General features: G+C 69.2%; 25 protein-coding genes. 7 read left to right on the forward strand and 18 right to left on the reverse strand.

Annotated elements, in window-relative coordinates:
• Positions 1 to 324: a DUF1840 domain-containing protein gene (locus ASG30_RS00380; protein WP_055890919.1), complete on the forward strand. Its 324-nt coding sequence runs from the start codon at positions 1 to 3 to the stop codon at positions 322 to 324.
• Positions 325 to 422: 98 nt separating this feature from the next.
• On the opposite strand, the gene ASG30_RS00385 is transcribed toward ASG30_RS00380, so the two are convergent.
• From ASG30_RS00385 to ASG30_RS00430, 10 genes are all read right to left on the reverse strand, one after another.
• On the reverse strand, positions 423 to 1,391 hold the full coding sequence (locus tag ASG30_RS00385) for a Bug family tripartite tricarboxylate transporter substrate binding protein (protein ID WP_235579715.1): 969 nt from the start codon (positions 1,389 to 1,391) through the stop codon (positions 423 to 425).
• Positions 1,392 to 1,426: 35 nt separating this feature from the next.
• A complete protein-coding gene (locus ASG30_RS00390) occupies positions 1,427 to 1,807 on the reverse strand; it encodes a hypothetical protein (protein WP_055890925.1) in 381 nt (126 codons plus the stop codon).
• A 145-nt stretch (positions 1,808 to 1,952) separates the two neighbouring features.
• Positions 1,953 to 2,939 carry a tripartite tricarboxylate transporter substrate-binding protein gene (locus ASG30_RS00395; RefSeq protein ID WP_055890926.1) on the reverse strand — a complete coding sequence of 329 codons (987 nt, stop codon included), beginning with the start codon at positions 2,937 to 2,939 and terminating at the stop codon, positions 1,953 to 1,955.
• A gap of 150 nt (positions 2,940 to 3,089) precedes the next feature.
• The gene (locus tag ASG30_RS00400; protein WP_055890929.1) at positions 3,090 to 4,337 is read right to left on the reverse strand and encodes a phenylacetate--CoA ligase family protein; all 1,248 of its coding nucleotides are present in this window, start codon (positions 4,335 to 4,337) and stop codon (positions 3,090 to 3,092) included.
• Between the two features lie 29 nt (positions 4,338 to 4,366).
• A complete protein-coding gene (locus ASG30_RS00405; RefSeq protein WP_055890932.1) occupies positions 4,367 to 5,170 on the reverse strand; it encodes an ABC transporter ATP-binding protein in 804 nt (267 codons plus the stop codon).
• A 114-nt stretch (positions 5,171 to 5,284) separates the two neighbouring features.
• Positions 5,285 to 6,607 carry an ABC transporter substrate-binding protein gene (locus tag ASG30_RS00410; protein WP_055890940.1) on the reverse strand — a complete coding sequence of 441 codons (1,323 nt, stop codon included), beginning with the start codon at positions 6,605 to 6,607 and terminating at the stop codon, positions 5,285 to 5,287.
• 94 nt (positions 6,608 to 6,701) lie between these two features.
• Complete coding sequence (locus ASG30_RS00415; RefSeq protein ID WP_055890941.1) at positions 6,702 to 7,778, reverse strand: branched-chain amino acid ABC transporter permease; 1,077 nt, start codon at positions 7,776 to 7,778, stop codon at positions 6,702 to 6,704.
• 15 nt (positions 7,779 to 7,793) lie between these two features.
• The gene (locus tag ASG30_RS00420; RefSeq protein ID WP_055890944.1) at positions 7,794 to 8,723 is read right to left on the reverse strand and encodes a branched-chain amino acid ABC transporter permease; all 930 of its coding nucleotides are present in this window, start codon (positions 8,721 to 8,723) and stop codon (positions 7,794 to 7,796) included.
• A 14-nt stretch (positions 8,724 to 8,737) separates the two neighbouring features.
• A complete protein-coding gene (locus tag ASG30_RS00425; RefSeq protein WP_442965640.1) occupies positions 8,738 to 9,580 on the reverse strand; it encodes an ABC transporter ATP-binding protein in 843 nt (280 codons plus the stop codon).
• Positions 9,577 to 11,523: an AMP-dependent synthetase/ligase gene (locus ASG30_RS00430; protein WP_055890947.1), complete on the reverse strand. Its 1,947-nt coding sequence runs from the start codon at positions 11,521 to 11,523 to the stop codon at positions 9,577 to 9,579. Before ASG30_RS00430 ends, ASG30_RS00425 begins: the two co-directional genes overlap by 4 nt.
• Before the next feature lie 115 nt (positions 11,524 to 11,638).
• Here ASG30_RS00430 and ASG30_RS22300 point away from each other — a divergent pair, with 115 nt between their 5' ends.
• Both ASG30_RS22300 and ASG30_RS22305 read left to right on the forward strand, forming a co-directional pair.
• Entirely contained in the window at positions 11,639 to 12,376 is a 738-nt protein-coding gene (locus ASG30_RS22300) for a Crp/Fnr family transcriptional regulator (protein WP_055890950.1), read from the forward strand.
• Positions 12,373 to 13,164, forward strand: a complete 792-nt coding sequence (locus tag ASG30_RS22305) for a pseudouridine synthase (RefSeq protein ID WP_055890953.1) — start codon at positions 12,373 to 12,375, stop codon at positions 13,162 to 13,164. The genes ASG30_RS22300 and ASG30_RS22305 overlap by 4 nt, the downstream gene beginning before the upstream one ends.
• Positions 13,165 to 13,178: 14 nt before the next feature.
• Here ASG30_RS22305 and ASG30_RS00445 read toward each other — a convergent pair whose 3' ends face one another.
• The 5 genes from ASG30_RS00445 to ASG30_RS00465 form a co-directional block, all read right to left on the reverse strand.
• Positions 13,179 to 14,087 carry a spore coat protein U domain-containing protein gene (locus tag ASG30_RS00445; protein ID WP_055890960.1) on the reverse strand — a complete coding sequence of 303 codons (909 nt, stop codon included), beginning with the start codon at positions 14,085 to 14,087 and terminating at the stop codon, positions 13,179 to 13,181.
• Positions 14,084 to 16,672: a fimbria/pilus outer membrane usher protein gene (locus ASG30_RS00450; protein WP_235579708.1), complete on the reverse strand. Its 2,589-nt coding sequence runs from the start codon at positions 16,670 to 16,672 to the stop codon at positions 14,084 to 14,086. The genes ASG30_RS00445 and ASG30_RS00450 overlap by 4 nt, the downstream gene beginning before the upstream one ends.
• A 176-nt stretch (positions 16,673 to 16,848) precedes the next feature.
• A complete protein-coding gene (locus ASG30_RS00455) occupies positions 16,849 to 17,595 on the reverse strand; it encodes a fimbrial biogenesis chaperone (RefSeq protein WP_055890963.1) in 747 nt (248 codons plus the stop codon).
• Positions 17,596 to 17,656: 61 nt separating this feature from the next.
• Entirely contained in the window at positions 17,657 to 18,070 is a 414-nt protein-coding gene (locus tag ASG30_RS00460) for a hypothetical protein (RefSeq protein ID WP_055890965.1), read from the reverse strand.
• Positions 18,071 to 18,114: 44 nt separating this feature from the next.
• Complete coding sequence (locus ASG30_RS00465) at positions 18,115 to 18,615, reverse strand: hypothetical protein (RefSeq protein ID WP_055890968.1); 501 nt, start codon at positions 18,613 to 18,615, stop codon at positions 18,115 to 18,117.
• A gap of 334 nt (positions 18,616 to 18,949) precedes the next feature.
• Here ASG30_RS00465 and ASG30_RS00470 point away from each other — a divergent pair, with 334 nt between their 5' ends.
• The 3 genes from ASG30_RS00470 to ASG30_RS00480 are packed head-to-tail and all read left to right on the forward strand — an operon-like array spanning position 18,950 to position 21,430.
• On the forward strand, positions 18,950 to 19,318 hold the full coding sequence (locus tag ASG30_RS00470; RefSeq protein ID WP_156385366.1) for a hypothetical protein: 369 nt from the start codon (positions 18,950 to 18,952) through the stop codon (positions 19,316 to 19,318).
• A complete protein-coding gene (locus tag ASG30_RS00475; protein ID WP_055890974.1) occupies positions 19,318 to 20,007 on the forward strand; it encodes a response regulator in 690 nt (229 codons plus the stop codon). The genes ASG30_RS00470 and ASG30_RS00475 overlap by 1 nt, the downstream gene beginning before the upstream one ends.
• A 1-nt stretch (position 20,008) precedes the next feature.
• Positions 20,009 to 21,430, forward strand: a complete 1,422-nt coding sequence (locus tag ASG30_RS00480; RefSeq protein ID WP_055890977.1) for an ATP-binding protein — start codon at positions 20,009 to 20,011, stop codon at positions 21,428 to 21,430.
• 61 nt (positions 21,431 to 21,491) lie between these two features.
• Here the strand turns inward: ASG30_RS00480 and ASG30_RS00485 are convergent, their stop codons facing one another.
• On the reverse strand, positions 21,492 to 21,731 hold the full coding sequence (locus ASG30_RS00485; RefSeq protein ID WP_055890980.1) for a hypothetical protein: 240 nt from the start codon (positions 21,729 to 21,731) through the stop codon (positions 21,492 to 21,494).
• 214 nt (positions 21,732 to 21,945) lie between these two features.
• Between ASG30_RS00485 and htpG the strand changes: the two genes are divergently transcribed.
• On the forward strand, positions 21,946 to 23,859 hold the full coding sequence (gene htpG / locus ASG30_RS00490) for a molecular chaperone HtpG (protein ID WP_055890983.1): 1,914 nt from the start codon (positions 21,946 to 21,948) through the stop codon (positions 23,857 to 23,859).
• Position 23,860: 1 nt separating this feature from the next.
• Here the strand turns inward: htpG and ASG30_RS00495 are convergent, their stop codons facing one another.
• Both ASG30_RS00495 and ASG30_RS00500 read right to left on the reverse strand, forming a co-directional pair.
• Complete coding sequence (locus tag ASG30_RS00495) at positions 23,861 to 24,562, reverse strand: molybdate ABC transporter substrate-binding protein (RefSeq protein ID WP_055890987.1); 702 nt, start codon at positions 24,560 to 24,562, stop codon at positions 23,861 to 23,863.
• Positions 24,562 to 25,536 carry a tripartite tricarboxylate transporter substrate binding protein gene (locus ASG30_RS00500; protein ID WP_055890990.1) on the reverse strand — a complete coding sequence of 325 codons (975 nt, stop codon included), beginning with the start codon at positions 25,534 to 25,536 and terminating at the stop codon, positions 24,562 to 24,564. The genes ASG30_RS00495 and ASG30_RS00500 overlap by 1 nt, the downstream gene beginning before the upstream one ends.
• Positions 25,537 to 25,544 lie beyond the last annotated feature (8 nt).

The raw sequence follows: 25,544 nt of genomic DNA on the forward strand, positions 1-25,544 counted from the left end.
ATGCTCTACAAATTCAAAAGCAAGGCAGCCGGCGACCTGATCATGCTCGAGCCCAACGGCCGGCGGGTCCTGGAAATCATCGGCAAGGATCCCGGCCCCAAGGGGATCATCGAGCCCTCCCAGATGCCTGGCGCCCTCTCCGCCCTGGAGTCGGCCATCGCACGGGAAGAAGCGGACCAGCAGGCGGCCATCGACGAGGCCAAGTCCAAGGGACAGGTCCCGCCGACATTCGAAGCCGTGTCCCTGCGGCAGCGCGCGCTGCCCTTCATGGACATGCTGCGGCGCTGCGAGAAGGCGGGCAAAGAGATCGTCTGGGGCGTCTGACCGTCATTCCCGCGAAGGCGGGAACCCAGGGCTTCCAGCAGTCCGACGAAGGCGGACGCACTGGATCCCCGCCTCCGCGGGGATGACGACTACGGGATTCAATCCACCTTCGCTCCGCTCGCCTTCACCACCGGCTGCCACTTCTTCAGCTCGGCATCGATGTGCGCGGCGAACTGCTGGGGCGTGTTGCCGCTGGGGATCGCGCCCTGGGCCAGCAGCTTGTCCTTCAGCTCGGGCGTGGACAACGCCTTGGCCACTTCCTGCTGGATGCGGCTGGCGATCTCGGACGGCAGGCCGGCCGGGCCGAGCAGGCCGAACCAGGACGAGGCCTCGAAGCCCTTGAGGTTGCCGGCCTGCTCCACCGTGGGCACGCCGGGCAGCGCCGCGGAGGGCTGCGAGCTGGTGACGGCCAGCGCCTTGAGCTTGCCGGCGCGGATGTGCGGCATCGACGAGGGCAGGTTGTCGAACATCACGTCCATGTCGCCGCCGATCAGCGCCAGCAGCGCCGGCCCGGAGCCGGTGTACGGGAAGTGCGTCATGTAGGTGCCGGTCATGACCTTGAAGAGCTCGCCGGCCAGGTGGATCGAGGTGCCGTTGCCGCTGGAGGCCATGTTGAGCTTGCCGGGGTTGGCCTTGGCATGGCGGATGAAGTCGGCCACGTTGTTGATGCCGTTGACGCGCGCCTTCTCCACCGGCACCACCATCACGTTGGGCACGGCGGCCACCATCGTGATCGGCATGAAGTCCTTCTGCGGATCGAATGGCATCTTCGAATAGAGCCACTTGTTGATGCTCTGCGTGCCCACCGTGCCCATCAGCAGCGTGTAGCCGTCGGGAGCGGCCTTGGCCACGATGTCGGCGCCGATGTTGCCGCCGGCGCCGGCGCGGTTGTCCACCACGAACTGCTGGCCGAAGGCCTTGCTCAGCTCCAGCGCGGTGGCACGGGCCAGGATGTCGGTGGTGCCGCCGGGCGCGAAGGGCACGACGATGCGCACCGGCTTGGTGGGCCAGCCGCCCTGGGCCCATGCGGGCGCGGCGACCACGGCCGCGGCCGCGACGGCCGACATCGCCAAGCGGCGACGGGTGATGGAGGGGGAACGCTTCATTCGGGTCTCCTGGAGTTGTTCTGGATCAGGGCATCGACCGCTTCGTGGCAGTGCTGGCCGGGCCGCACGCCCAGGGCCGTGGCGGCCTCGTTGGCGTGGCTGATGATGCCATCGGCCAGCGTGCTGCGGGCGTCGCCGATGCGGGCGCTGTCGTGGGCCACCGTGCAGCCGGCCAGGCCTTCGGCCTGCAGCGAAGCGAGGCCGGCCAGGCCCGCGCGGTCCTTGCCGACGCCCGCGTCGTTGAACACGCTGAGCACCGGTCGCGCGGCGATGGCGTAGCGGGCGGAGCTCAGGCCGCCGTGCGACCCGCTCACCGCCACGCAGCCGGTGTCCATCGGGCCGAGTTCGGTGATGGAGTCGACCACCCGCAGCTTCATGGGCGGTGAACTCCGGAGGCGGACGCGCTGGATTCCCGCCTGCGCGGGAATGACGGGGATGTGGGGACGGACGGGAAAGACGGGAAGGGCGCGCCAAGCAAAAGGCCGCCCGAAGGCGGCCCGTTGCGGCGTCCGCGAAGGGACATCAGTCGGCGTAGACGCCGGCGGCCTTGATGACCGGGCTCCACTTGGCGATCTCGGCGGCCACGAACTTCTTGTGGTCGGCCGGATTGGCGCGCGCGTCGGACACCACCACGGCGCCCAGGCCTTCCTGCTTCTTGATGAAGTCCGGGTCCTTCAGGGCGACCTTGAGCGCGTCGTTGATCTTCTGCAGCACCGGGGCCGGCGTGCCCTTGGGCGCGTACAGGCCGTGCCAGATGGTGACCTGGAAGTCCTTCAGGCCGGACTCCTGCAGCGTGGGCAGGTCCTTCAGCGCGGGAGGCGCCAGGCGCTTGGCCGTGGTGACCGCGTACGCCTTGACCTTCTTGCCCTCGATCTGGCCGCTGGTGTTGGTGGTCTGGTCGCACATCAGGTCGACCTGGCCGCCGATCAGGTCGGTCATCGCCGGGCCGGTGCCCTTGTACGGCACGGTGGTCATGTCGGTGCCGATGGCGTTCTGGAACAGCAGGCCGCACAGGTGCGAGGCGGAACCGACGCCGGCGTTGGCCAGGTTGATCTTGCCCTTGTTCTGGCCGATCCAGGTCGTGAGGTCCTTGTAGTTGGCCGGCTGCAGGGTCGGGCGGCCGATCAGCGTCATGGGCACGTCGTTGACCATGCCCAGGTACTCGAAGTCGGACTCGACCTTGAACGGGATGTTGCGCACCAGCGTGGGCATGGTGGCCATGCCGATGTGGTGCAGCAGCAGGGTGTGGCCGTCCGGCGCGGCCTTGGCGACCTTGTTGGCGCCGATCGAGCCGCCGGCGCCGGCGGAGTTGTCCACCACCACGGTGACGCCGCCCAGGGGCTTGCGCAGGGCCTCGGCCAGGTCGCGCGCCACGCGGTCGGTGGGGCCGCCGGCGGAGAAGGGCACGACGATGGTGATGGGCTTGTCGCCCGGGAAGTTCTGCGCTCCGGCGGCGCCCGCGGCGGCCAGCACGGCCAGCGGCAGCAGGGACTTGAACAGGCTCTTCATCAGTTGCACTCCTTGGTTCGGAAACCGGCCGATCATAGGCAGGGGGTCATTCGCGATCATCGCGGGAAGTACTTAGGCCCGGGACCTAGGCGCGGAACTGGGGGGAAACCCTCGGGGAGCGGCCTGCGGATGAGCCGCCCGCGGGCCGTTTCACTTGTAGCTTCGCGCGTCCTCGATGACCTTGCCGTCATTGGGCAGCGAGCCCGGCGCCAGCAGTTCGACGTCGCCGCGCAGCTTGGTCACGTCGCGGATGGCCTCGCCGATGCGCGCATCCAGTCCCTGGGGCTGGCCGGCCGTCTCGACCTTGAGCGTCATGTGGTCATTGGCCATCTCGCCGCTGACCACCAGGCGCGCCTTGAGCACCTCGGGGAAGCGCCGCGCGATGTCGGCCACCTGGCCCGGGTGCACGAACATGCCGCGGATCTTGGTGGTCTGGTCGGCCCGTCCCATCCAGCCCTTGATGCGCGCGTTGGTGCGGCCGGTGGGGCAGGGGCCGGGCAGGAAGGCCGAGAGGTCGCCGGTGCCGAAGCGCACCAGCGGATAGGCCGGGTTCAGCGTGGTGACCACGATCTCGCCGACCTCGCCCTCGGCCACCGGGTCGCCGGTGCCGGGGCGCACGATCTCCACGAGCAGGCCCTCGTCCAGAACCAGGCCCTGCCGCGCCGAAGTCTCGTAGGCGATCAGGCCCAGGTCCGCGGTCGCGTAGCTTTGGTAGACGTCCACGCCATGGCCCGCGAACCAGTCGCGCAGGCTGGGCGGCAGCGCCTCGCCTCCGGTCAGCGCCTTGCGCAGGCTGCTCGCGTCGGCGCCGGTCTCCTGCGCCTTCTCCAGCAGGATGCGCAGGAAGCTGGGCGTGCCGGTATAGGCATTGGGGCGCAGTTCGGCCATGGCCTGCAGCTGCTGCTCGGTCTGGCCCACGCCGGCGGGAAACACCGTGCAGCCGATCGCGTGCGCGCCGGCTTCCATGATGAAGGCGCCCGGCGTCATGTGGTAGCTGAAGGCGTTGTGCACCAGGTCGCCGCGCCGGAAGCCCGCGGCGAAGAGGGCGCGCGCGCTGCGCCAGTAGTCCCGCGTGGCGCCTTCCGGTTCGTAGATGGGCCCGGGCGACGCGAACACGCGCGGCATGTCCGGCCCGCGCACCAGGGCGGAGAAGCCGCCGAACGGGTCGCTGGCCACCGAAGCGCGCTGGCGCTCCAGCAACTCGTGCTTGCGCGTGACCGGCAGGCGCGCGAGCGCCTCGCGCGAGGTGATGCCCGACGCGTCCACGCCAGCCAGCACCTGGGCCATCGCCGGGGACGCCTGCTGCGCATGCGCGACCTGCCGCGGCAGCGCCTGCATCAGTTCGGCTTCGCGGCGCGCGGGATCGCAGGCCTCGCGATCGTCGAAGAACTCGGTCATTGCTCCCATCCCTTTTTGTTATTGCACCCTCAGGCCAGCCAGCGCTTGCGGCGCTTGTAGCTCTTGACGTCCCGGAAGCTCTTGCGCTCGCCGGAGCCCACGCCCAGGTAAAACTCCTTGACGTCCTCGTTGCTGGCCAGGTCCTGCGCCGGCCCGTCCATGACGATGCGGCCGCTTTCCATGATGTAGCCGTAGTTGGCGTAGCGCAGCGCCATGTTGGTGTTCTGCTCCGCGAGCAGGAAGGTCACGCGCTCCTTGGTGTTGAGGTCCTTCACGATCTCGAACACCTCCTCCACGATCTGCGGCGCCAGGCCCATGGAGGGCTCGTCCAGCAGCACCATGCTGGGGTTGGCCATCAGCGCGCGGCCGATGGCGCACATCTGCTGCTCGCCGCCCGAGGTGTAGGCCGCCTGCGAGTCGCGCCGGGTCTTCAGGCGCGGGAAGTAGCCATACACCTTGTCCAGGCTGGCGGCGACCTCGCCCTTGCCCTTGCGCGTGTAGGCCCCGGTCAGGAGATTCTCCTCGATCGTCAGGTGGGCGAAGCAGTGCCGCCCCTCCATCACCTGCACCACGCCGCGCTGCACCAGCTGCGACGGCGAGAGGTTCTCGATGCGCTCGCCGCGCAGCTCGATGGAGCCCTTGGTGACCTCGCCGCGCTCGCCCTTGAGCAGGTTGGACACCGCGCGCAGCGTGGTCGTCTTGCCCGCGCCGTTGCCGCCCAGCAGCGCCACGATGCTGCCCTCGGGCACCTGCAGCGAGACGCCCTTGAGCACCAGGATCACGTGGTTGTAGATGACCTCGATGCCGTTGACGTTCAGGACGATGGTGCTCATGGGGGGCAGGGGCTAGGGGCTGGGGGCTAGGGACTAGGGGGGATGCGAGTCGTCGAGGCGGGGGTGGGGAGGGGCTTGCCTAGCCCCTAGCCCCCAGCCCCTAGCCCCTCCGCATCAGGACTGGCACTGCGCCGCGTTGCGGGCCGTCAGCTTCTTCTCCTGCAGGTACTTCTCGGCGCCGGTCTTGACCATCGGCTTGATGATCTGTTCGTCGGCCTGGTACCAGTCGGCGCCCATGTTCCACTTGCTGCCGTCCCAGGTGTGGACGCGCGCCCACGACGAGCCCATGTGGTCGGTGCAGCTGGTGGAGATCGGCCGCATCACGCCGGAGAAGCCCAACTGGTCCAGCCGCTTCTGGTCCAGGCTCAGGTTCTCCAGGCCCCAACGGACCTGCTCGGCCGTCACGACCTTGCCCTTGCCGAAACGCTCCTGCGCACGGCGCACGGCTTCCACGCCCAGCATCTGGATGATCACGCCGCGGGTGTAGAGCACGGAGCCCACTTCGTCCTTGGGACCGGTGCCCTGGCCCTTCTCATGCACGTGCTTGAGGATGTCCTGGATCACCTTGGGCTGCTGGCCGTAGCCGTTGAGCGCCAGCGCGTTGTAGCCCTTGGCGCCATCGCCCACGTCCTTGACGTCCGGCTCGGCACCCGACCACCACACGCCGTACATCTTGTCGCGCGGGTAGCCGGTGGCCTGCGCTTCCTTCAGGGCGGTGGAGTTCATCACGCCCCAGCCCCACAGCATCACGTAGTCGGGACGCTGCTGGCGCACCTGCAGCCAGGCGGCCTTCTGGTCGACGCCGGGCGCGGTGACGGGCACCAGGCTCAGGTCGAAGCCGTGCATGCGCGCGCGCTCCTGCAACAGCGGGATCGGCTCCTTGCCGAACGGCGAGTCGTGGTAGACCAGGGCGATCTTCTTGCCCTTGAGCTTGCCCAGGCCGCCTTCCTTCTTGCCGATGTGCTGCACCAGGATGTCGGCGGCGGTCCAGTAGTGGCCCATGAGCGGGAAGTTCCACGGGAAGGCCATGCCGTCCTGCGCCACCGACAGGCCGTAGCCCAGGGTGATCAGCGGGATCTTGTCGTTGAGCGCCTTGTCGGTCAGCGCGAAGGTGATGCCGGTGGCCTGCGGGTCGAACAGCGTCACGCCCGGGCGGCCCTTCAGGCGCTCGTAGCACTCCACGCCGCGGTCGGTGGCGTAGCCGGTCTCGCACTCTTCCCACGTGAGCTTGATGCCGTTGATGCCGCCGTCGCGCGCGTTGATCATCTTCAGGTAGTCCTGCTTGCCGTTGGCCCAGGGCGTGCCGTTAGGCGCATACGGGCCGGTGCGGTAGGACAGCAGCGGGAAGAACTGCTCCTTGGCCTGCGCCAGGACCGTGGACGAGCCCAGCGCGGCCACTGCCGTGAGGCCGGCCAGGACGAGGGAACGAAGCTTCATTGGATGTCTCCTTGTGGGTGAACGGGTGAGAGCGACAGTGGATGCCAGCCGGTCGTCGAACGCATCGGGAATTGCAGCTAGGGGTTGGCCCGCATCAATGGGGGAAGGGCCACAAGCGCAGCTTCTGCTTGCCGGTGGACCACAGGCGCGCCAGTCCGTGCGGTTCGACCACCAGGAACCACACGATCAGCGCGCCGAAGATCATCAGCTCCGCGTGCGACACGCCCGCGGTGGAGATGTTGAAGCCGAACACCGAGGCGAAGGCCGGCAGGAACTGGTTGAGGAAGATGGGCAGCACCACGATGAAGGCGGCGCCGAAGAACGCGCCCATGATCGAGCCCAGCCCGCCGATGATCACCATGAACAGCAGGCGGAACGACAGGTCCACCGAGAACGCGGCCGGCTCCCAGGTGCCCAGGTGGACGAAGGCCCACAGCGCGCCCGCCACGCCCACGATGAAGGAGCTCACGGCGAAGGCGCTGAGCTTGGCGTACATCGGCCGGATGCCGATGACCGCGGCGGCCACGTCCATGTCGCGGATCGCCATCCACTCGCGGCCGATCGCGCTGCGCACCAGGTTCTTGGCCAGCAGCGCCATCACGGTCAGGATGGCCAGGCAGAACCAGTACTTGCTGGTGGCGCTGTCGATCGGGAAGCCGAAGACCTGCAGCGCCGACACGCCCACCGAACCCGAGGGCGAGTCGTTGGTGAGCCACTTCACGCGCAGGAACATCCAGTCGGAGAAGAACTGCGCGGCGAGCGTCGCCACCGCGAGGTAGAGGCCCTTGACCCGCAGGCTGGGCAGGCCGAACAGGATGCCGAAGGCCGTGGCGCACAGCCCGCCCAGCAGGATGGCCGGCACCAGCGGCATGTCGGGAATGCGCACGAAGAAGTTGTACGCACCGTAGGCGCCCACGGCCATGAAGGCGCCCGAGCCCAGCGAGATCTGCCCGCAGTAGCCCACCAGGATGTTCACCCCCAGGGCCGCCAGCGCCATGATCAGGAAGGGGATCAGGATGGCGCGGAACATGTAGTCGCTGGCCAGGCCCGGCACCACGACGTAGGCGGCCACCAGCAGCAGCATGATGGCGATGCGGTCCTGCCGGATGGGGAAGATCTGCTGGTCGGCCCGGTAGCCGGTCTTGAACTGGCCGTTCTCGCGATAGAGCATGGTGTTTCCTGGGGCCTAGACGCGGTCGATGATCTTTTCGCCGAACAGGCCCTGCGGCCGGAACAGCAGGAAACCCAGGGCCAGCACGTAGGCGAACCAGATCTCGATGCCACCGCCCACCAGCGGGCCGATGTAGACCTCGGAGAGCTTCTCGCCCACGCCGATGATCAGGCCGCCGATGATGGCGCCCGGCACCGACGTCAGGCCGCCCAGGATGACGACGGGCAGGGCGCGCAGGGCCACCGTCGCCAGCGAGAACTGCACGCCGAGCTTGCTGCCCCAGATCATCCCGGCCACCAGCGCCACGACGCCGGCGACGCACCACACGATCACCCAGATGCGCGCCAGCGGGATGCCGATGGACTGCGCCGCCTGGTGGTCGTCGGCCACCGCGCGCAGCGCGCGGCCGGTGGAGGTCTTCTGGAAGAACACCGTCAGCACCGCCACCAGGGCGGCGGCGATGATCGCGGCGTACAGGTCTTCCTTGTTGATCAGGATGCCGCCCTGGAACACGTTCTCGAAGGCGATCACCGGGTCCTTGGGCATGCCGATGTCGATCTTGTAGATGCTGCTGCCGAACACCGTCTGGCCCACGCCCTCGAGGAAGTAGGTGATGCCCAGCGTGGCCATCAGCAGCGTGGCGCCTTCCTGGTTGACCAGGTGGCGCAGCACCAGGTATTCGACCAGCCAGGCCACCACGAACATGATGGCGCCGGCGATCAGGAAGGCGACCACGTTGGCGAACACGCGGCTCTCGATGCCGGTCCAGGCGGGCAGCCATTCGGCGAAGCGCGCCATCGCCAGCGCGCCGAACAGCACCATGGCGCCCTGCGCGAAATTGAAGACGCCGGAGGCCTTGAAGATGAGCACGAAGCCCAGCGCCACCAGCGAATACAGCATGCCGGACATCAGGCCGCCCAGCAGGGTCTCGAGGAAGAATCCCATGGTTGTTCTGCTTCCTAGTGCGAGGTGCCCAGGTAGGCCTTGATCACTTCGGGGTTGTTGCGCACCTCGTCGGGCGAGCCGTCGCCGATCTTGCGGCCGTAGTCCAGCACCACCACGCGGTCGGAGATGTCCATCACCACGCCCATGTCGTGCTCGATCAGCACGACGGTGGTGCCGAACTCGTCGTTCACGTCCAGCACGAAGCGGCACATGTCCTGCTTTTCTTCCAGGTTCATGCCGGCCATGGGCTCGTCCAGCAGCAGCACCTGCGGCTCCATCGCGAGCGCCCGGCCCAGGTCCACGCGCTTTTGCAGGCCATAGGGCAGCTGGCCCACCGGCGTCTTGCGGAAGGCCTGGATCTCCAGGAAGTCGATGATGCGCTCCACGTATTCGCGGTGGCGGATCTCCTCGCGCTCGGCCGGCCCGATGCGCAGCGCCTGCAGCAGCAGGTTGCTTTTGATGCGCAGGTTGCGGCCGGTCATGATGTTGTCCAGCACGCTCATGCCCTTGAACAGGGCCAGGTTCTGGAAGGTGCGCGCGATGCCCATCTGCGCGACCTGCCGGCTCCTCATGTGGCTGAACGTCTTGCCGCGGAAAGTGATGCTGCCCTGCTGCGGCTGGTAGACGCCGTTGATGCAGTTGAGCATCGAGCTCTTGCCGGCGCCGTTGGGGCCGATGATGGCGCGGATCTCGTGCTCGCGCACGTCGAAGGAGATGTCGGTCAGCGCCTTGACGCCGCCGAAGGCCAGCGAGATGTTGCGCACGTCCAGCACCACCTCGCCCAGCCGGCGCTCGGGCGTGCGCTGCGTGGCCTGTCGTTGCTGCTCGAGGACGGCTGCGTCGGTCATCATGTTCATGCCGCCGCCCTCACCGGCGCGAAGGTCTTCGCGTCCATGATCTGCAGGGTGGCGCTCACCTTGCCGGTGCGCCCGTCCTCGAACTTGACCTGGGTCTCGACGTACTGCTCGGACTTGCCGCCGTACAGCGCGTCCACCAGCACCTGGTACTTGTCGGCGATGTAGCCGCGCCGGACCTTGTTGGTGCGGGTGAGTTCGCCGTCGTCGGCGTCCAGCTCCTTGTGCAGCACCAGGAAGCGGCTGATCTGCGAGCCGGCCAGCTTCTCGTCGGTGGCCAGGTCGGCGTTGACCTTCTCCACGCAGTCCTTGACCAGCTCGTAGACCTCGCGTTTTTGCGCCAGGTCGGTGTAGCCGGCGTAGGGCAGGTTGCGCCGCTCGGCCCAGTTGCCCACGGCCTCGAAATCGATGTTGATCATCACGCAGACCTTCTCGCGGCCGTCGCCATAGGCCACGGCTTCCTTGATGTGCGGGAAGAACTTCAGCTTGTTCTCCACGTACTTGGGCGCGAACATGGCGCCGTCGTTGGCGCCGCCCTTGATGCGGCCGACGTCCTTGACGCGGTCGATGATCTTTAGGTGGCCGGTGGCGTCGATGAAGCCCGCGTCGCTGGTGTGGTACCAGCCATCGGGCGTGAGCACCTCGGCCGTGGCCTGCGGGTTCTTGTAGTAGCCCTTGAGCAGCCCGGGCGAGCGCACCAGGATCTCGCCGTTGTCGGCCAGCTTGATCTCCACGCCGCGGCAGGGCACGCCCACGGTGTCGGCGCGGACCTGGTTGTCCGGCTGCAGGCAGACGAACACCGCCGTCTCGGTGGAGCCGTACAGCTGCTTGAGGTTGATGCCGATGGAGCGGTAGAAGGTGAAGAGGTCGGGGCCGATGGCTTCGCCGGCGGTGTACGCCACGCGCACGCGCGAGAAGCCCAGGTTGTTGCGCAGCGGCCCGTACACCATCAGGTCGCCCAGGCGGTACAGCAGGCGATCGCCCGCGCCCACGGGCTTGCGGTCCATCAGGGCGGGGCCGACGCGGCGCGCCAGGTTCATGAAGCGGTGGAACACGGCGCGCTTGAGGGCGCCGGCGTCCTCCATGCGGATCATCACCGTGGTGAGCAGCCCCTCGAACACCCGCGGCGGCGCGAAGTAGTAGGTGGGGCCGATCTCCTTGAGGTCAATCATCACCGTGGCGGGCGACTCGGGGCAGTTGACCACGTAGCCGCAGGCCAGCCACTGGGCGTAGCTGAAGATGTTCTGGCCGACCCAGGCCGGCGGCAGGTAGGCCAGCACCTCCTCGCGCTCGGTGAGGCGATCGAACTCGGCCCCGGCCATCGCCCGGTCGACCATGGCGCGGTGGGTGTGGACGACGCCCTTGGGATTGCCGGTGGTGCCGGACGTGAAGAACATGGCCGCCACGTCTTCGGGCGAGCCCTTCTCCACTTCGGACCGGAAGAACTTCGGGTTGGCCGCGGCGAAGGCCTGGCCTTCCTGAAGCAGGGTGTCCATCGCGGCCAGGCCCGGCTCGCTGTAGTTGCGCAGGCCGCGCGGGTCGTCGAACCAGACCCGCTGCAGCAGCGGGCACTGCGGGCGGATCTCCAGCAGCTTGTCGACCTGCTCCTGGTCCTCGGCGAAGGCGAAGCGCACTTCGGCGTTGGTGATGGGGAACACGCACTCGGCCCCCACCGCGTCCTGGTACAGCGGCACCGGGACGGCGCCGAGCGACTGCGCGGCGAGCATGGTGGCGTACAGGCGCGGGCGGTTGGTGCCGATCACGACGATGTGCTCGCCGCGTTGCAGGCCGGCCTGGTGCAGGCCGCAGGCCAGCCGCTCGACCAGCTGGGCCAGCTGCGACCAGGTGAGGGTCTGCCAGATGCCGTATTCCTTCTCGCGCATGGCGGCCGCCGTGGGCCGGCGGTCGGCATGCTGGAGCAAAAGGCGGGGGAACGTGCTGTCCATCCGGGTCCTTGGAATGGGCGAAGGTCGTGAAGTGGGCGGATGGTAGGCAGGACTTTGACGCCAAGTTGTCTTTGCAACGACAATCCGCGGGATTTCCCTCAACGGACTTTCCCGCATGCAAGCCCTTGCTCACGAGCTGCCCCTGCACCAGCGCAGGCGCCGCCCCACGGCCCAGGAGCTCGACGGCATCCCCTGGCTGCGGCAACTGCAGCCCGCCGAGTACGAGCGCGCGGCCAGCCACATCACGGTGGGCGACGCGCTGCCCGGCGACTTCGTCTGCCGGGTGGGACGGCCGGCCACCTACTGGTTCGGCGTGGTCGAGGGGCTGCTGAAGATGAGCAGCGACAGCGCGCAGGGACAGACCGTCACGTTCACCGGCGTGCCGCCCGGCGGCTGGTTCGGCGAAGGCACGGTGCTCAAGCGCGAGGCCTACCGCTACAACATCCAGCCGCTGCGCAAGAGCGTGGTGGCCGGCCTGCCGGTCGACACCTTCCACTGGCTGCTGGACCACTCGATCGGCTTCAACCGCTTCATCATGAACCAGCTCAACGAGCGTCTCGGCCAGTTCATCGCGGCGCGCGAGATCGACCGCCTGAACGATCCCGACGTGCGGGTGGCGCGCAGCCTGGCCGCGCTGTTCAACCCGGTGCTGTACCCCGGCGTGGGCGAGGTCCTGCGCATCACGCAGCAGGAACTGGGCTACCTGGTCGGGCTGTCGCGCCAGCGGGTGAACGAAGCGCTGGCGGCGCTGGAGGCGCAGGGCGCCATCCGCGTCGAGTACGGCGGCCTGCGCATCCTGGACCTGTCGGCGCTGCGCACCAGCAGCACCGGCGGGAAGGCGGTGGCCCGATGAACCGCCACCCGCAGAACGCCACGCCCGACCCCAACGCCCCGGTGCGGCTGAACAAGCGCATGGCCGACCTGGGCCTGTGCTCGCGCCGCGAGGCCGACGACTGGATCGGCCGCGGATGGGTCCGCGTCGACGGCGCGGTCGCCACCGTCGGCATGCAGGTGGGACCGCAGGCGCGCATCGAGGTCGACCAGCACGCGAAGGGCCACCAGCAGCAGCAGGTGACGATCCTGCTGCACAAGCCGGTGGGCTACGTCAGCGGCCAGGCCGAGGACGGCTACCAGCCGGCAGTGACGCTGGTGCAGGACCGCAACCACTGGCAGGGCGACCCTTCGAAGCAGCGCTTCTCGCCGGCCCAGTTGCGCGGCCTGGCGCCGGCCGGCCGGCTGGACATCGACTCGACCGGCCTGCTGGTGCTCACGCAGGACGGCCGCGTCGCCCGCCAGCTGATCGGCGAGGACTCCGGCATGGAAAAGGAGTACCTGGTGCGCGTGCAGTTCGGCGCGGTGGAGCGCAACGTGCAGGCCGCCTTCCCGGCCGCGCAACTGGCCCGGCTGCGACATGGACTCAGCCTGGATGGTCGCCAGCTCAAGCCCGCGCGGGTCGACTGGCAGAACCCGGAGCAGCTGCGGTTTGTCCTGACCGAGGGGCGCAAGCGGCAGATCCGGCGGATGTGCGAGCTGGTGGGGCTGAGGGTGGTGGGACTCAAGCGCGTGCGCATCGGGCGCGTGGCGCTGGGGCAGTTGCCGGTGGGGAGTTGGCGGTATCTGGGGGCGGGGGAGAGGTTCTGAGAGAAGCGGCCGCTTCAGTACTCGACGTTGAGCGTGTGCGGCGGGCTGCTGGCCAGGCAGCTACCGGTGGCGCAGGTGCCCGACTGGCCCTGCGCCGCCGTCGCATTGATGTAGTAGGTGACCGGTGAGCCGTTGCCCGTCAGGTTGTACGTGGTGCTGCTGCTGATGTCGGTGGCGCTGCCTGCTGTCGTGCCCAGCTTCAGGTTGTAGTTCACGCCCAGCACGGTGCCGCTGGTGGGAGTCACGCTCATCCGGTAGGGCCCGCCGTTGCTGCACTGGGCCGCGAACGACACGTTGCCCACGCCCGAAGTCGTCTGGAACGAGGTGTAGCCCAGGTTCAGCGTCCCCGGAGGCGTGGAGACGCTGCAGCTGGTGGGGACAGTGATGCTGATCGGGATGCTGCTGCCGATGACGGTGCAGGGCGTGAACTTGGCCGTGGTGCAGGTGCCCGTGATGGCCACCGTGTCGGTGTAGACCAGGCCGCTCAACGGGTTGAGCGAGCCCGCCATGCTGAAGGTGAAGGCGAACGATCCCGAGGAGGTCGTGGACTGCCCGCCCTGGAACGCCACCGAGATCGTGTGGCCGTTGCCCAGCCCGGCGGTCAAGCCGTCGCCCCAGGCCGCCGTGGTGGCCAGGCTGTAGGCCACCCGGTTGCCGCCGTTGCCGGCATTGCGGCTGTTGCCGGCATAGAAGGAGCCGGGACCCGCGTTCAGCCGCAACGTGATCGGCGAGCCGTCGGTGCCATTGGAGGTGCGGGTGCAGGTGTAGTTGACCGTGCCCGTGCCGGTGAGCGCGGTGTTGTTGTAGGTCACGCCGGTGAACGCCACGCTGGTGACGGTGCAGCTGCCGGCGGCGCTTGCGTCCACGTGCATGAAGGCAGCGGCCAGCGGGAGCAGCAGGGCCGGGATCCGGAGGGGTCTCATCGCGTCACTCCCGAACAGGTTAGGGGGCCCACCCGGGCGATCGTGTCGTCCGGACCCGCCGGGGGCAGGTTCACGTCGACGTTGCACGTGCGGCCGTTGTGCTTGAGCCGGATCTGGTTCTTCTGCTGCAGTCCGGTGACGAAGGCCTCGCCGCGGCGAGCCACGAAGAATTCCTTGCGGTCGCCCACCAGCTCGACTTCGGCGCCGGCCGGTGCGGGCTCGCCGTCATCGAGCAGCAGCTTGATGAGTGCGCCGCGGCCGCTGCGCACGGGGAACGTCACCTTCACGGCGCTGCGCGAGGCGGGGACGGCGATCTGCTCGATGTTGTCGAGCTCGGCGTTGATCGGCAGCTCGCGTGGGTCCAGCCGGATGCTGTTGACGTCGTACGGGCGCAGGCGAGGCAGGATGGCCACGCCGTCGGCGTTGGTGCGCGTCAGGCTGCTCCCCTGGAACCCGATGCCCACGTTCGGGTAGCCGGGCACGTGCACGACGGCGAAGCTGTCCTCGATCTGGCGCGCGGCGAACACCTGGCCGTCGGCCACCGCGAGCCCGCCGCGCCCGCCCAGCCGCAGGATCTGCTGGTTGGTCGAGGCGAACAGGTCCGCGGTCGCGAAGCCTCGATTGCCCTGGTAGTAGGCGCCGCCTTCACTGAAGGTCTCGCCCGCCCGCGTGCCGGCCAGCGCTCGCCCGCCGAAGCCGGTCTCCCGGTTCAGCGGCAGGCTCACGCCGGCATAGGCGTCGGCCTGGCCGTCGCGGGAGCTGGCGCTGCCGGTGGCGGTGATGCCCTTGTCCAGCGGGGCCACGAAGCTGATGCCCAGCGCCGTGCCGCGGCTGGCGCCGGTGACGCGCGTGAGCGAGAGGGCGACCGAGCTGGCCAGGCCCACGCGGGCGGTGTAGTTCAGCGAATAGGTGTTGAGTTCGCCGCTGGTGCGCGTGTCGCTGCGCGCGAAGGCCAGGCCGACATTGCCCCAGTCCGGGTGGGTGTAGTTGTAGCTGAACGAGGCGACCAGCCGCGGCGGCAGGAAGCCGCTGCCGAAACCGAGCTGGCGGAAGGCGGCGCTGGCGTGTTCCCAGCGGGCGGTGAAGCCATGGCGCAGGTTGCGGTGTTCCAGGGCCAGCGTGGCCTGGAAGCCGTTGCCCGCGAGTGCGTCGCGAGTGCGCGCCACCGAGACCTGGCCGAGCACCTGGGCAGGCAGCGCCCGCGTCAACGCCAGTGTCAGGCCCTGCGTGTCCTCGGCGGCCTCCCCCTTGACTTCCACCGTGGTGGACGGGCTCACCCCACGGCGGAACAGCCCGCTGGTGAAGTGGGGGCCGTAGTCGGCGTTGCGCTGCAGCAGGTTGCGGCGCACCGCGCCGACCTCCACGCTCCAGTCGTTCAAGCCCTGCTCCAGCAGGGCGCCGTGGGTGAAGAAGTCCTGCACCAACACGGTCTCGCGGCCCAGCACGTCGCGCACCACCACCCGTGCCTGGCCGCTGCCGGTGAGCTGCTGCAGGTTCTCGATCGCGAAGGGGCCGGTGGGCACGCGCGACGTCTGGCGCAGCGCGTCGTTGATGTAGAGCTCCACGGTGCTGGGCGCCGTGGACACGCCGGTGACCAGCGGCACCGGCTGCGTGACGAAGCCGGGCGTCAGGGCCCAGTTGCGGGCGACCTGCAGGCCGCCGAAGTACACCGCGCGCCCGCCGACCGCCGGCCGGGTGGTGCTGTCGCCGACGCGGACGGTAACGTTCTCCAGCGGGAAGTCGCGGGTGTACGCGGTTTCCAGCCGGCGCCATTGCGAGCCGGCAGGATCGGTCGAATTCGCCAGGCCGGTGGCCACCTGGCTGGAGGTGAGCACGCCCCAGCCGTTGGAGACACCCAGTTCCACCAGCGCGCCCAGCTCCCGTACGTCGGCCTGGCCGCGCGCGTTCTGCGTGGTGAAGCTGACGTCGTAGTTGAGGAAGGCCGCCGGAATGGCTGGCGTGAGTGCCGGCCGTTGCGGCGCGTTCGTTGCGATGCGGGTCGCGTTGAAGGCCTGTGGCGAGAAGCGCAGGTCGATCGACTGCGTGGCCAGGTCGACCTGCGATTCGAACCCGGGCACGGACGACAGCGCATACCAGCGCTGGCCCCTGGCCTCGACCGGCGTGGCCTGGGGCGAGCGCGTGACCCGCCATTCGGTGAAGGCTTCCTCCGGCGCATGCAGCACGCCTTGCTGGTCCAGCAGCACCCAGTTGCCCGAGCGGCTGCCGTTGACCTTCACCTCCATCGGCAGGTAGCGGCGGGTGGACTCGAGGGGAGCGGCGGGTGGGGGCGCGGCGGCAGTGGCCGCTCCGCCGCCCGGAAGCGGCGGCAGTCCCTGGGGCAGGAGGGCCGACTCGGGCACCACCACGTCCAGCCGGTTCTCCGACGAGGCCAGCCGCAACTCCACGCCAGGGAGGGCGGCCAGCGGGTACCAGAGGATCCCGCGGTCCTCGAAGACCGGAACGTTGGCCCGGGGCCGCAGCCGCCACATCGGCAGGTCGGTCACGGGCAGGTAGAACGCGCCGCCGCGCTGCAGCAGCGACCAGTTGCCCAGTGCCCGGCCGTTGAGCCGCACATCGAAGGCCACCACCCGGGTTGGCGTGGGTGGGCGGGAGGCAGCGGGGGAAGGTGCAGGGCCGGGCACGGGCCCTCCTGGAACCTGGGCGTCAGCGTCCCGCCAGCCCGCGCCCGCCACCACCATCGCGGCCATCAAGGCGCAAAGGAGGCGGGAACGTGGAGGGGCCGCTGCGCATCCTGGTCGACTCATGGAAGCCGGACAGGGAGCTCGCTGGTCTTGCCGTCGTCGTACAGCACGCGCGCGACGGCCGGGCCGGCGGCGATCGAGCGCTCCGCCTTGATGCTCATGGACCGGCGTGAACCGGGAAGGATGTAAGTGCCGCCTTCGAACTTGGCGAGCTCCTGGTCGCCGCGGGTCAGCACGATCGTCCGGATCTGGGCGTAGGCGGTGCCGGTGTTCTGGCACAGCGCCGCGAGGTTCTGCTCGTCCATGCGGGAGACCTGGCACTGCACGTCGCGCTGGACGGCCGGGGGCGTGATGAAGATGGGCATGGACATGGCCAGCGCGATCGGCAGCTGCATCACGATGCCCTTGTCGTCCCTGGGCGCCGTGACCTCGGGGACCTCGCGCACGATCAGCCGGTAGGTGAGCTGGCGCTGCAGGTCCGGCGGCGTCAGGCGCGCCAGCCGCACCACCTGCCGGGCGCGGGGGGCCAGCTTGATGATGGGCGGAGCGACGATCAGGTCCTCGGTGAGCACCAGGTCGTCAGAGCCGTCCGCCTTCTGGCTCCAGGAGTACAAGTCCGCCTGCAGCGCGACCTCGGTGTCTCCTTCGTTGGTGATGGTCACCGCCACCGCCCGGTCGGCCGGCGCCATGTAGATGCGCACCGGGATCACCGAGAAGTTGCCCGCCGTCGCCGCGGACGATGCCGCCAGCGCGGCAGCGAGGCAGGCGGTGCGAAATCCGGTGGCGAGCAGTTGGGCAGCGTTCATGGCGGGGTGGTCACGGTGGCGGCCGCCAGGGCGGGTTGCCATGGTTGGGCGGGAGTTGCCTTCAGAAACTGATGAGCAATTCGAAATGATTGTCCGCTACCGAGTCGCCGACGACCCGGAACCCCGTGACCGTGCCCTCCGGTGGATAGGCAGTGGTGCCGTCCGTCGTTGCGAGCGGCACGAAACCTGCCAGGGCGGCCTCCGGCGAGCCGATGACGTATCGGAAGGCGCCGCCGCTGGCGCCGGCCACCGTGCGGGTGAGGGACGCCGTGCGGGGGCGCGGGTTCGCCGGTTCGATGCTGACGAAGGGACCGCCGCTGCAGATCACCTGGACCACGGCCTCGGCCGTTGCGCTCACGGTCTCGCTGGTGCATTTCTCGCCCGAGACGGTCAGCCGGACCGAGAACTGGCTGGTCCCGGGCCAGGCGGCCGGGGCGGCCAGGGCTGCAAGCAGCGCAGTGGTGATCCTGATCATGCCGTGCAGTCGGGAGTGCCGAACTCCCGGAAAGGTACCCCAGGTCAGTAGCTGACCGTGATGGTATGAGTGTTCTGGCCGTTGCAGGCGGCGGGACCGGCGCAGGTGCCGGCCTGGTCCTTCGGTGCGCGCACGCCGATCGTGTAGGCCTGGGCGCTGCCGCTGCCGGCGAGGGTGTTCAGCGTCCCGCCGCCAGTGGCGCTGGTGTACTGGGCGGTCGTGCCAGCGGCGAGCTTGAGGAAGTAGTCGACGCCCGCGATCGTGTTGGTATCAGCGGTGACGGCAATGGAGTAGCCCAGGGTGTTGGTGCAGGTCACGTTGAAGCCGGTGGAGCTCTCCGCATCCGTGCTCTGGAACGCCGTGTAGGTGAGGGTGACATCGGTGGTGTCGACGTCGGCCGGAGTCCCCGCCACCATGTTGACGTAGCACTTGGGCGTCAGGGTCAGGTCGACCTTGAACTGGGACTGCGCGCTGGCGACCGGGGCGAACACGACGGCGGACAGGGCGGCCAGGCTGAGGGCGGCGTTACGGATCAGTTGTTTCACTTAGGGCCTCCTAGGGAGTAGCTGTAGCTGGGCTTAAGCCAATTGCTTAAGGTGGCTCGACTTTAGGTGGGCCTGTAACGCTTTGCAATGAAGCCCAACCGTCCGGACGGCAGACAACACCTCCCCTCGGGCGCTTTTGGCATCAGCTCAAGCCGATTTGTGGCGAGTAAGCAACGAAAAGCGCCGTGCAGCCACGACCGGCGGCGCAGTTGCACGGATCAGTGGCGCCCCGCTCCGCTCGTCGGACCCCACCGGCCGACGGTCGTCTAACCCCCGGCTAACACACCTTCGCTACGCTCCAAGGTCCCCAAACCGCACTTCCCGGAGGCCTGCGATGCATGACCTGACCGCCCGTGTCGCGACAGCCTTGCTGGCCGTCTCCGCCGCTGTGACCCTGGGCCTGGCCTTGGTGCCGCCGGACGGCCCCGAACTGGCCGCCCAGCAGGTCCAGTGGCTCACCGGCACGACGGGGCTGGTGCTGCTGGTGGCGGTGGCCGTTCCGGCCTGGCGCTGGCCGGCCCTGCTGGCGGCGCTGCTGACCAAGGGCAGCTTCCTGCTGGCCTGGCAGTCCAGCGGCGGCGTCATGGCCGGGCTGGAAGCGGCGCTCCTCGTGCTGCTGGCGGCAGCCGGCGCGGTTTACCTGCTTGAAGCGCGCCGGGAAGCGCGCTGGAATGGAGATCCCACCTTCCACTGGGAGTCCTGATGCGCGTCCTGCTGGTCGAAGACGATGAAATGATCGGACAGAGCCTGCACAAGGCCCTGGAGGCCAACGGCTGGTCGGTCGACTGGGTCAAGGAAGGCCTGCTGGCGCAGAGCGCCCTGGACGACGGCGGCTACGCCTGCGTGCTGCTCGACCTGGGCCTGCCGCGCCGCGACGGCATCGAGGTGCTGCGCACCGCCCGGGCCAAGGGTGACCGCACGCCGGTGCTGGTCCTCACGGCGCGCGACGGCCTGGACGACCGGATCACGGGCCTGGATGTCGGGGCCGACGACTACCTGGTCAAGCCCTATGAATTCCGAGAGCTCTTGGCGCGAATGCGGGCGGTGATCCGCCGCCGCGACGGCGCCGCCCATTCGGTGATCGGCAGCGAGGCCGTGCAACTGGACCTGACCACGCGCGAGGTGATGGTGCAGGGCGAGCGCTCGCAGCTGTCGGCGCGCGAGTTCGCGCTGCTGCACGCGCTGCTGGAGCGGCCCGGCGCGATCCTTTCGCGCGACCAGCTGGAAAGCCGCATCTACGGCTGGGGCGAGGAGGTCAGCAGCAACGCGGTCGACGTCCTGATCCACGGCATGCGGCGCAAGCTGGGCGCCGAGGTCATCCGCAACGTGCGCGGCCTGGGCTGGCGCATCGCCGCCGGTTCGCCGGCGCCGGCTCAGAAGGGAGCCCACTGACATGCACATCCTGTCTTCCGGTCCCATGTGCTCGCTGCGGCGGGCGCTCCTGTTCTGGCTGGTGCCCCTGTTCCTGGTGGTCGGCGCCGCCTCGGCCTGCTTCTCCTACTGGACCTACAACCGCATGGTGGCGTCCTTCATGGACGAACAGATGCAGCAGCTGGGCGACTCGCTGGCCCAGCGCGAGGACCGCATCGCGCTGCCGCCGGTGGCGCCCGAGCGCGTGCACAAGTGGGGCAGCTACATCGCGCAGGTCTGGAACCGCGACGGCCAGATCGAGGCCGCGTCCATGACCCCCATCGGCGCGCCGATGGCGCGCACGCCCGGCTTCCACGACGTGACGGTGGACGGGCGCCACTGGCGCCTTTACGCCGCCGAGCCGTCGGCCGGCAGCGGCCACCGCGTGCAGATCCTGCAAAGCGGCGAGTTCCGCCGCCACCTGGCGGTGGAGCGGGCCGGGGCGGCGCTCGCGCCCGTGCTGATCCTGCTGCCGCTGGCCATCCTGATCCTGTGGGGCGTGGCCGCCACGCTGTCCCGCGAGATCCAGGCCATCGGGCGCCAGGCGGCGTTGCAGGACGAGAACAGCATCCGCGAGCTGCCCATGACGCGGGTGCCGGCCGAGATCAAGCCCCTGGTGGCGTCCTTCAACAGCCTGCTGTCGCGGCTTCGCGATGCCTTCGACACCCAGCGCCGCTTCGTGCAGGACGCGGCCCACGAGCTGCGCACGCCGATCACGGCGGTCGGCCTGCAGCTGGAGAACGTCTGCCGCGACATGCCCGCCGGCGCCTGCCAGGAGAGCATGGGCCAGCTGCGGGCCGGCGTCGACCGCGCCCAGCGGCTGGTGGACCAGCTGCTCAAGCTGTCGCGCAACGAGGCGCGCGCGGGGCAGGAGCCGGTGGTGGCGGTGGACCTGCAGGCGCAGGTGCACCAGAGCATCGACGGCCTGATCGCGCTGGCCGACCAGCGCCACATCGACCTGGGCATGGAGGTCGACTCGCCCCTGCCCGCCACCACGCTGATGCTGCGCTGCGCCGCGGGCGACCTGCGCAGCGCGCTGGACAACCTGATCGAGAACGCGCTGCGCTACACGCCCGAAGGCGGCGTGGTGGACGTGCGGCTGTCGTCCACCGCGCAGGGGCCGGCCATCGAGGTGGTGGACACCGGCCCGGGCATCCCGCCGGACCAGCTCGGGCGGGTGTTCGACCGTTTCTTCCGCGTGCCGGGCAACGGCACGCGTGGCAGCGGCCTGGGCCTGTCGATCGCGCAGAACGCCGCCCAGCGCTGCGGGCTGCGCATCGTGCTGCGCAACCGGCAGGACCGCAGCGGGCTGGTCGCGCGCCTGGAGCCGGTGGCCGTCGCGGTGGCTTCGGAGGGCGCACAGCCCGCCGCCCGGGCTGTCGGGAAGCCGGCGCTGGCCTCCTGACCGGGTCTTTCCCAGGAACGCAAAAACGCCCCGCGAGGGGCGTTTTTTCTTGCCGCCGCGACTAGCTGTCGCCGAGCGTGAAGGTGAGCTCGAAGGAGGTGCCCGCGTCCACGCTGGCATGCGCGGGCCAGTGGCGCGTGCCGGGGCCCGTCGCCACGCGGATGCGCGACGCCGCTTCGGCGCCACGGCTGCCGCGGGGCGGCCGCTCGACGGTGACCGTCTGGGGACCGTCGAAGTCCTCCACCGGGTCCAGCAGGAGGTCGGTGGCGGAGGAGAGGGTGTGGGGAAGCTCGATGAACATGGGCTCTTCGTTGGCTGAGCTCACTGTAACAACTTGTCATACCGTGATCTGGCCCGCTCGGCACGCGTGCCCGGGGTGAATCCCACTTTTTTCACGAAACAAGCGTTCTCCTGTCGCGCCAGCAGGCGGCGGGCACTGGCGCCGCTGGCCTTGAAAATGCGGCCACCGCCCTCACGATCTGCTCGCGTTTTCTTTCGCGAACCCCGTTTCCACCATGTCCCAGAACAAGCAAACCCTTTCCTTCCAGGCCGAGGTCGCCCAGCTGCTGCACCTGGTCACCCACTCGCTCTACTCCAACAAGGAGATCTTCCTGCGCGAGCTGGTCTCCAACGCCTCCGACGCCTGCGACAAGCTGCGCTTCGAGGCGCTGAACGACAACTCGCTGTACGAGGACTCGCCCAACCTCGAGGTGCGCATCGCCTTCGACCAGGACGCGAAGACGCTGACCATCACCGACAACGGCATCGGCCTGTCGCAGCAGGAGGCGATCGACAACCTGGGCACCATCGCCAAGAGCGGCACCCGCGAGTTCATGAGCCGGCTGTCGGGCGACCAGAAGGCCGACGCGCAGCTCATCGGCCAGTTCGGCGTGGGCTTCTATTCCGGCTTCATCGTCGCCGACCGCATCACGGTGGAATCGCGCCGCGCCGGCCTGCCGCCCGAGCAGGGCGTGCGCTGGACCAGCGGTGGCACCGGCGACTTCGAGGTCGAGGCCCTCACCCGGCCGCAGCGCGGCACCAGCGTGATCCTGCACCTCAAGGACGACGCGAGCGACTACCTCTCTACCTGGAAGCTCAAGTCCATCGTCGGCAAGTATTCCGACCACATCTCCCTGCCCATCCTGATGCGCAAGGAAGAGTGGAAGGAAGGCGAGGACAACAAGGGCGGCCAGATGGTGCTCACCGACGAGTGGGAGACCGTCAACCAGGCCAGCGCGCTGTGGACCCGGCCGAAGAAGGATGTCGCGGACGACCAGTACAAGGCCTTCTACCGCCAGATCAGCCACGACCACGAGGACCCCCTGGCCTGGAGCCACAACCGGGTGGAGGGCTCGACCGAGTACACGCAGCTGCTGTTCATCCCGGCGCACGCCCCCATGGACCTCTGGAACCGCGAGAAGGCGGCCGGCGTGAAGCTGTACGTCAAGCGCGTCTTCATCATGGACGACGCCGAGGCGCTGATGCCGGTGTACCTGCGCTTCGTCAAGGGCGTCATCGACTCGGCCGACCTGCCGCTCAACGTCAGCCGCGAGCTGCTGCAGGAAAGCCGCGACGTGCGCGCCATCCGCGAGGGCAGCACCAAGCGCGTGCTGTCCATGCTGGAGGACCTGGCGAAGCACGAGAAGGACGAATCCGCTTCCGAAGAAGCCAGGGGCCAGTACGCGAAGTTCTACGCCGAGTTCGGTGCGGTGCTCAAGGAGGGCCTGGGCGAGGACTTCGGCAACCAGGAGCGCATCGCCCGCCTCCTGCGCTTTGCCTCCACGCAATCGGACACGGCCAACGTCTCGCTGGCCGACTACAAGGCGCGCATGAAGGAAGGCCAGGAGGCCATCTACTACATCACGGCCGACACGCTGGCCGCGGCGAAGAACAGCCCGCAGCTGGAGGTGTTCCGCAAGAAGGGCATCGAGGTCCTGCTGATGACGGACCGCGTCGACGAGTGGGCGCTGAACTACCTGAACGAGTTCGACGGCACGCCGCTGCAGTCGGTGGCCAAGGGCGCGGTGGACCTGGGCAAGCTGCAGGACGAGGCCGAGAAGAAGGCGACCGAGGAGGCCGCCGAAGCCTTCAAGCCGGTGCTGGCCAGGCTGAAGGAGGCGCTCAAGGACCGCGCCGAGGACGTGCGCGTCACCTCGCGCCTGGTCGACTCGCCGGCCTGCCTGGTGGTCAGCGACGGCGGCATGAGCACGCAGCTCGCGCGCATGCTCAAGCAGGCCGGCCAGAACGTGCCCCAGGCCAGGCCGGTGCTGGAGGTGAACCCCGAGCACCCGCTGGTGAAGAAGCTGGACGGCTCGGTCCACTTCCACGACCTGGCCCAGATCCTGTTCGACCAGGCGGTACTGGCCGAAGGCGGCATGCCGGAAGACCCGGCCGCCTACGTCAAGCGCGTGAACGCGCTGCTGGCCTGAGTCAGAGCGGGTCGAACCCGCCGCTGCGCCGCAGGCCGGCGCTGGCGGGCGACGCCAGCAGCGCCGCCACCGCGGCGGCCGCTTCGGGCGAACGGGCGCGCGTGCACACCGCGGCCGTGTAGACCGTCGCCAGCTCGAACTCGGGCGGCAGCCCGCCCGCCAGCTGCACGCCGGGCGTGTAGAGGATCTCGGTCACTTGCGTGCAGCCCACCGCGCCGGCCTCGGGGGCGGCGGCCAGCGCCTTCATCGCGGTGGCGCCGTTGGGGAAGGTCCGCATGCGGTCCTTCAGCTGTCCGTCGAGACCCAGCGAGCGCAGCACCTTCATGAAGTGGATGCCCGCTGTCGCCTTCTGCGGGTCGGGGAAGTAGACCCCGCCGGCTTTCTCCAGCAGTTGCTTGAGCGAAGCGGCGTCGGCCACGCCCGGAAGCGGCACGCCCGCCTTGACTGCGATGCCCGTTCGAACGCGCCCGAGCGGCTGCGCCGTGCCGGGCCGCACATGGCCTTGCTGCTCCAGCTCGGCGATGAGCGCCTGCGTCAGGATCAGCAGGTCGCAGGGATCGCCGCCGAGCAGCCGGTCGCGCATCGCGCCGACCGCGCCGAAGGTGCCGGCGACGCGCAGGCCGCGCTCGCTGAACTGCTGCTGCAGGCCCTCGACCAGCCCCTGCGCCGCGCCCCCGCTGAGGATTTGCACCGTTTCCGTCATCAGTCCGCCTTGATGTTGGCGCTCTGGATCACCTTGGCCCACTTGGCGATGTCCTCCTGCATGTACTTGTCGAAAGCGGCCGGCGCCATCACCAGCGCGGTGGCACCTTGCTGGGCCCAGGCCTGCTGCACTTCAGGTGCGCTGACGATCTTCGTGATGGCTTCGTTCAGCCGCGTGACCACGACGGGCGGCGTGGCCTTGGGCGCCAGCACGCCCAGCCAGATGGTGGCCTCGTAGCCCGGCACGCCGGCTTCCTCGACCGTCGGCACGTCGGGCAGCACGGCCGAGCGCTTCTTGCCGGTGGTGGCGATGGCCTTCACCTTGCCGGCCCTGGCCTGCTCGGCCATCGTGGTGACGGCGTCGAACATCAGGTCGACCTGGCCGCCCAGCACGTCGGTGCGCGCGCCGGAGCTGCCCTTGTACGGGACATGGACGATGCTGGTGCCCGAGAGGCTCTTGAACAGCTCGCCGGCCATGTGGTACGGCGTGCCGGTGCCCGACGACGCGTAGTTGAGCCGGCCCGGCCGGTCCTTGGCCAGCTTGACGAGCTGCTGCACGTTGGCCGCCTGCACCGAGGGGTGCGCGACCAGCAGCAGGTCCGAGTAGTTGATCGGCGCCACGGCCACGAAGTCGCGCATCAGCTGGTAGGGCTTGTTGGCCAGCAGCGTCTCGTTGACCGTGTGGGTGTTGGACATCACCAGCAGCGTGTAGCCGTCGGGCGCGGCCTTGGCCACCGCGTCGGTGCCGATCACCGCGCCGGCGCCCGGCCGGTTCTCCACCACGAAGGGCTGGCCGAGCTGGTCGCCCAGGCGCTGCGCGAGGAAGCGCGCGTACACGTCGGCCGGACCGCCGGTGGCGTAGGGCACGATCACCTTGACCGGGCGGGCGGGCCACGTTTGAGCCGCGGCAGGCGCCGCGGCGAGGACGGACAGCGCCAGGGCGCCTATCCAGCGTTGCAGTCTTGCGGGGCCCATGGCGTTCT

The sequence above is a fragment of the Ramlibacter sp. Leaf400 genome, from assembly GCF_001424545.1.
GTDB lineage: Bacteria > Pseudomonadota > Gammaproteobacteria > Burkholderiales > Burkholderiaceae_C > Ramlibacter.

Coding starts and splice junctions, on each gene's coding strand:
- ASG30_RS00380 (WP_055890919.1), top strand. CDS start 1: ATGCTCTACAAATTCAAAAGCAAGGCAGCCGGCGACCTGATCATGCTC.
- ASG30_RS00385 (WP_235579715.1), bottom strand. CDS start 1,391: ATGTCGGCCGTCGCGGCCGCGGCCGTGGTCGCCGCGCCCGCATGGGCC.
- ASG30_RS00390 (WP_055890925.1), bottom strand. CDS start 1,807: ATGAAGCTGCGGGTGGTCGACTCCATCACCGAACTCGGCCCGATGGAC.
- ASG30_RS00395 (WP_055890926.1), bottom strand. CDS start 2,939: ATGAAGAGCCTGTTCAAGTCCCTGCTGCCGCTGGCCGTGCTGGCCGCC.
- ASG30_RS00400 (WP_055890929.1), bottom strand. CDS start 4,337: ATGACCGAGTTCTTCGACGATCGCGAGGCCTGCGATCCCGCGCGCCGC.
- ASG30_RS00405 (WP_055890932.1), bottom strand. CDS start 5,170: ATGAGCACCATCGTCCTGAACGTCAACGGCATCGAGGTCATCTACAAC.
- ASG30_RS00410 (WP_055890940.1), bottom strand. CDS start 6,607: ATGAAGCTTCGTTCCCTCGTCCTGGCCGGCCTCACGGCAGTGGCCGCG.
- ASG30_RS00415 (WP_055890941.1), bottom strand. CDS start 7,778: ATGCTCTATCGCGAGAACGGCCAGTTCAAGACCGGCTACCGGGCCGAC.
- ASG30_RS00420 (WP_055890944.1), bottom strand. CDS start 8,723: ATGGGATTCTTCCTCGAGACCCTGCTGGGCGGCCTGATGTCCGGCATG.
- ASG30_RS00425 (WP_442965640.1), bottom strand. CDS start 9,580: ATGAACATGATGACCGACGCAGCCGTCCTCGAGCAGCAACGACAGGCC.
- ASG30_RS00430 (WP_055890947.1), bottom strand. CDS start 11,523: ATGGACAGCACGTTCCCCCGCCTTTTGCTCCAGCATGCCGACCGCCGG.
- ASG30_RS22300 (WP_055890950.1), top strand. CDS start 11,639: ATGCAAGCCCTTGCTCACGAGCTGCCCCTGCACCAGCGCAGGCGCCGC.
- ASG30_RS22305 (WP_055890953.1), top strand. CDS start 12,373: ATGAACCGCCACCCGCAGAACGCCACGCCCGACCCCAACGCCCCGGTG.
- ASG30_RS00445 (WP_055890960.1), bottom strand. CDS start 14,087: ATGAGACCCCTCCGGATCCCGGCCCTGCTGCTCCCGCTGGCCGCTGCC.
- ASG30_RS00455 (WP_055890963.1), bottom strand. CDS start 17,595: ATGAACGCTGCCCAACTGCTCGCCACCGGATTTCGCACCGCCTGCCTC.
- ASG30_RS00460 (WP_055890965.1), bottom strand. CDS start 18,070: ATGATCAGGATCACCACTGCGCTGCTTGCAGCCCTGGCCGCCCCGGCC.
- ASG30_RS00470 (WP_156385366.1), top strand. CDS start 18,950: ATGCATGACCTGACCGCCCGTGTCGCGACAGCCTTGCTGGCCGTCTCC.
- ASG30_RS00475 (WP_055890974.1), top strand. CDS start 19,318: ATGCGCGTCCTGCTGGTCGAAGACGATGAAATGATCGGACAGAGCCTG.
- ASG30_RS00480 (WP_055890977.1), top strand. CDS start 20,009: ATGCACATCCTGTCTTCCGGTCCCATGTGCTCGCTGCGGCGGGCGCTC.
- ASG30_RS00485 (WP_055890980.1), bottom strand. CDS start 21,731: ATGTTCATCGAGCTTCCCCACACCCTCTCCTCCGCCACCGACCTCCTG.
- htpG (WP_055890983.1), top strand. CDS start 21,946: ATGTCCCAGAACAAGCAAACCCTTTCCTTCCAGGCCGAGGTCGCCCAG.
- ASG30_RS00495 (WP_055890987.1), bottom strand. CDS start 24,562: ATGACGGAAACGGTGCAAATCCTCAGCGGGGGCGCGGCGCAGGGGCTG.
- ASG30_RS00500 (WP_055890990.1), bottom strand. CDS start 25,536: ATGGGCCCCGCAAGACTGCAACGCTGGATAGGCGCCCTGGCGCTGTCC.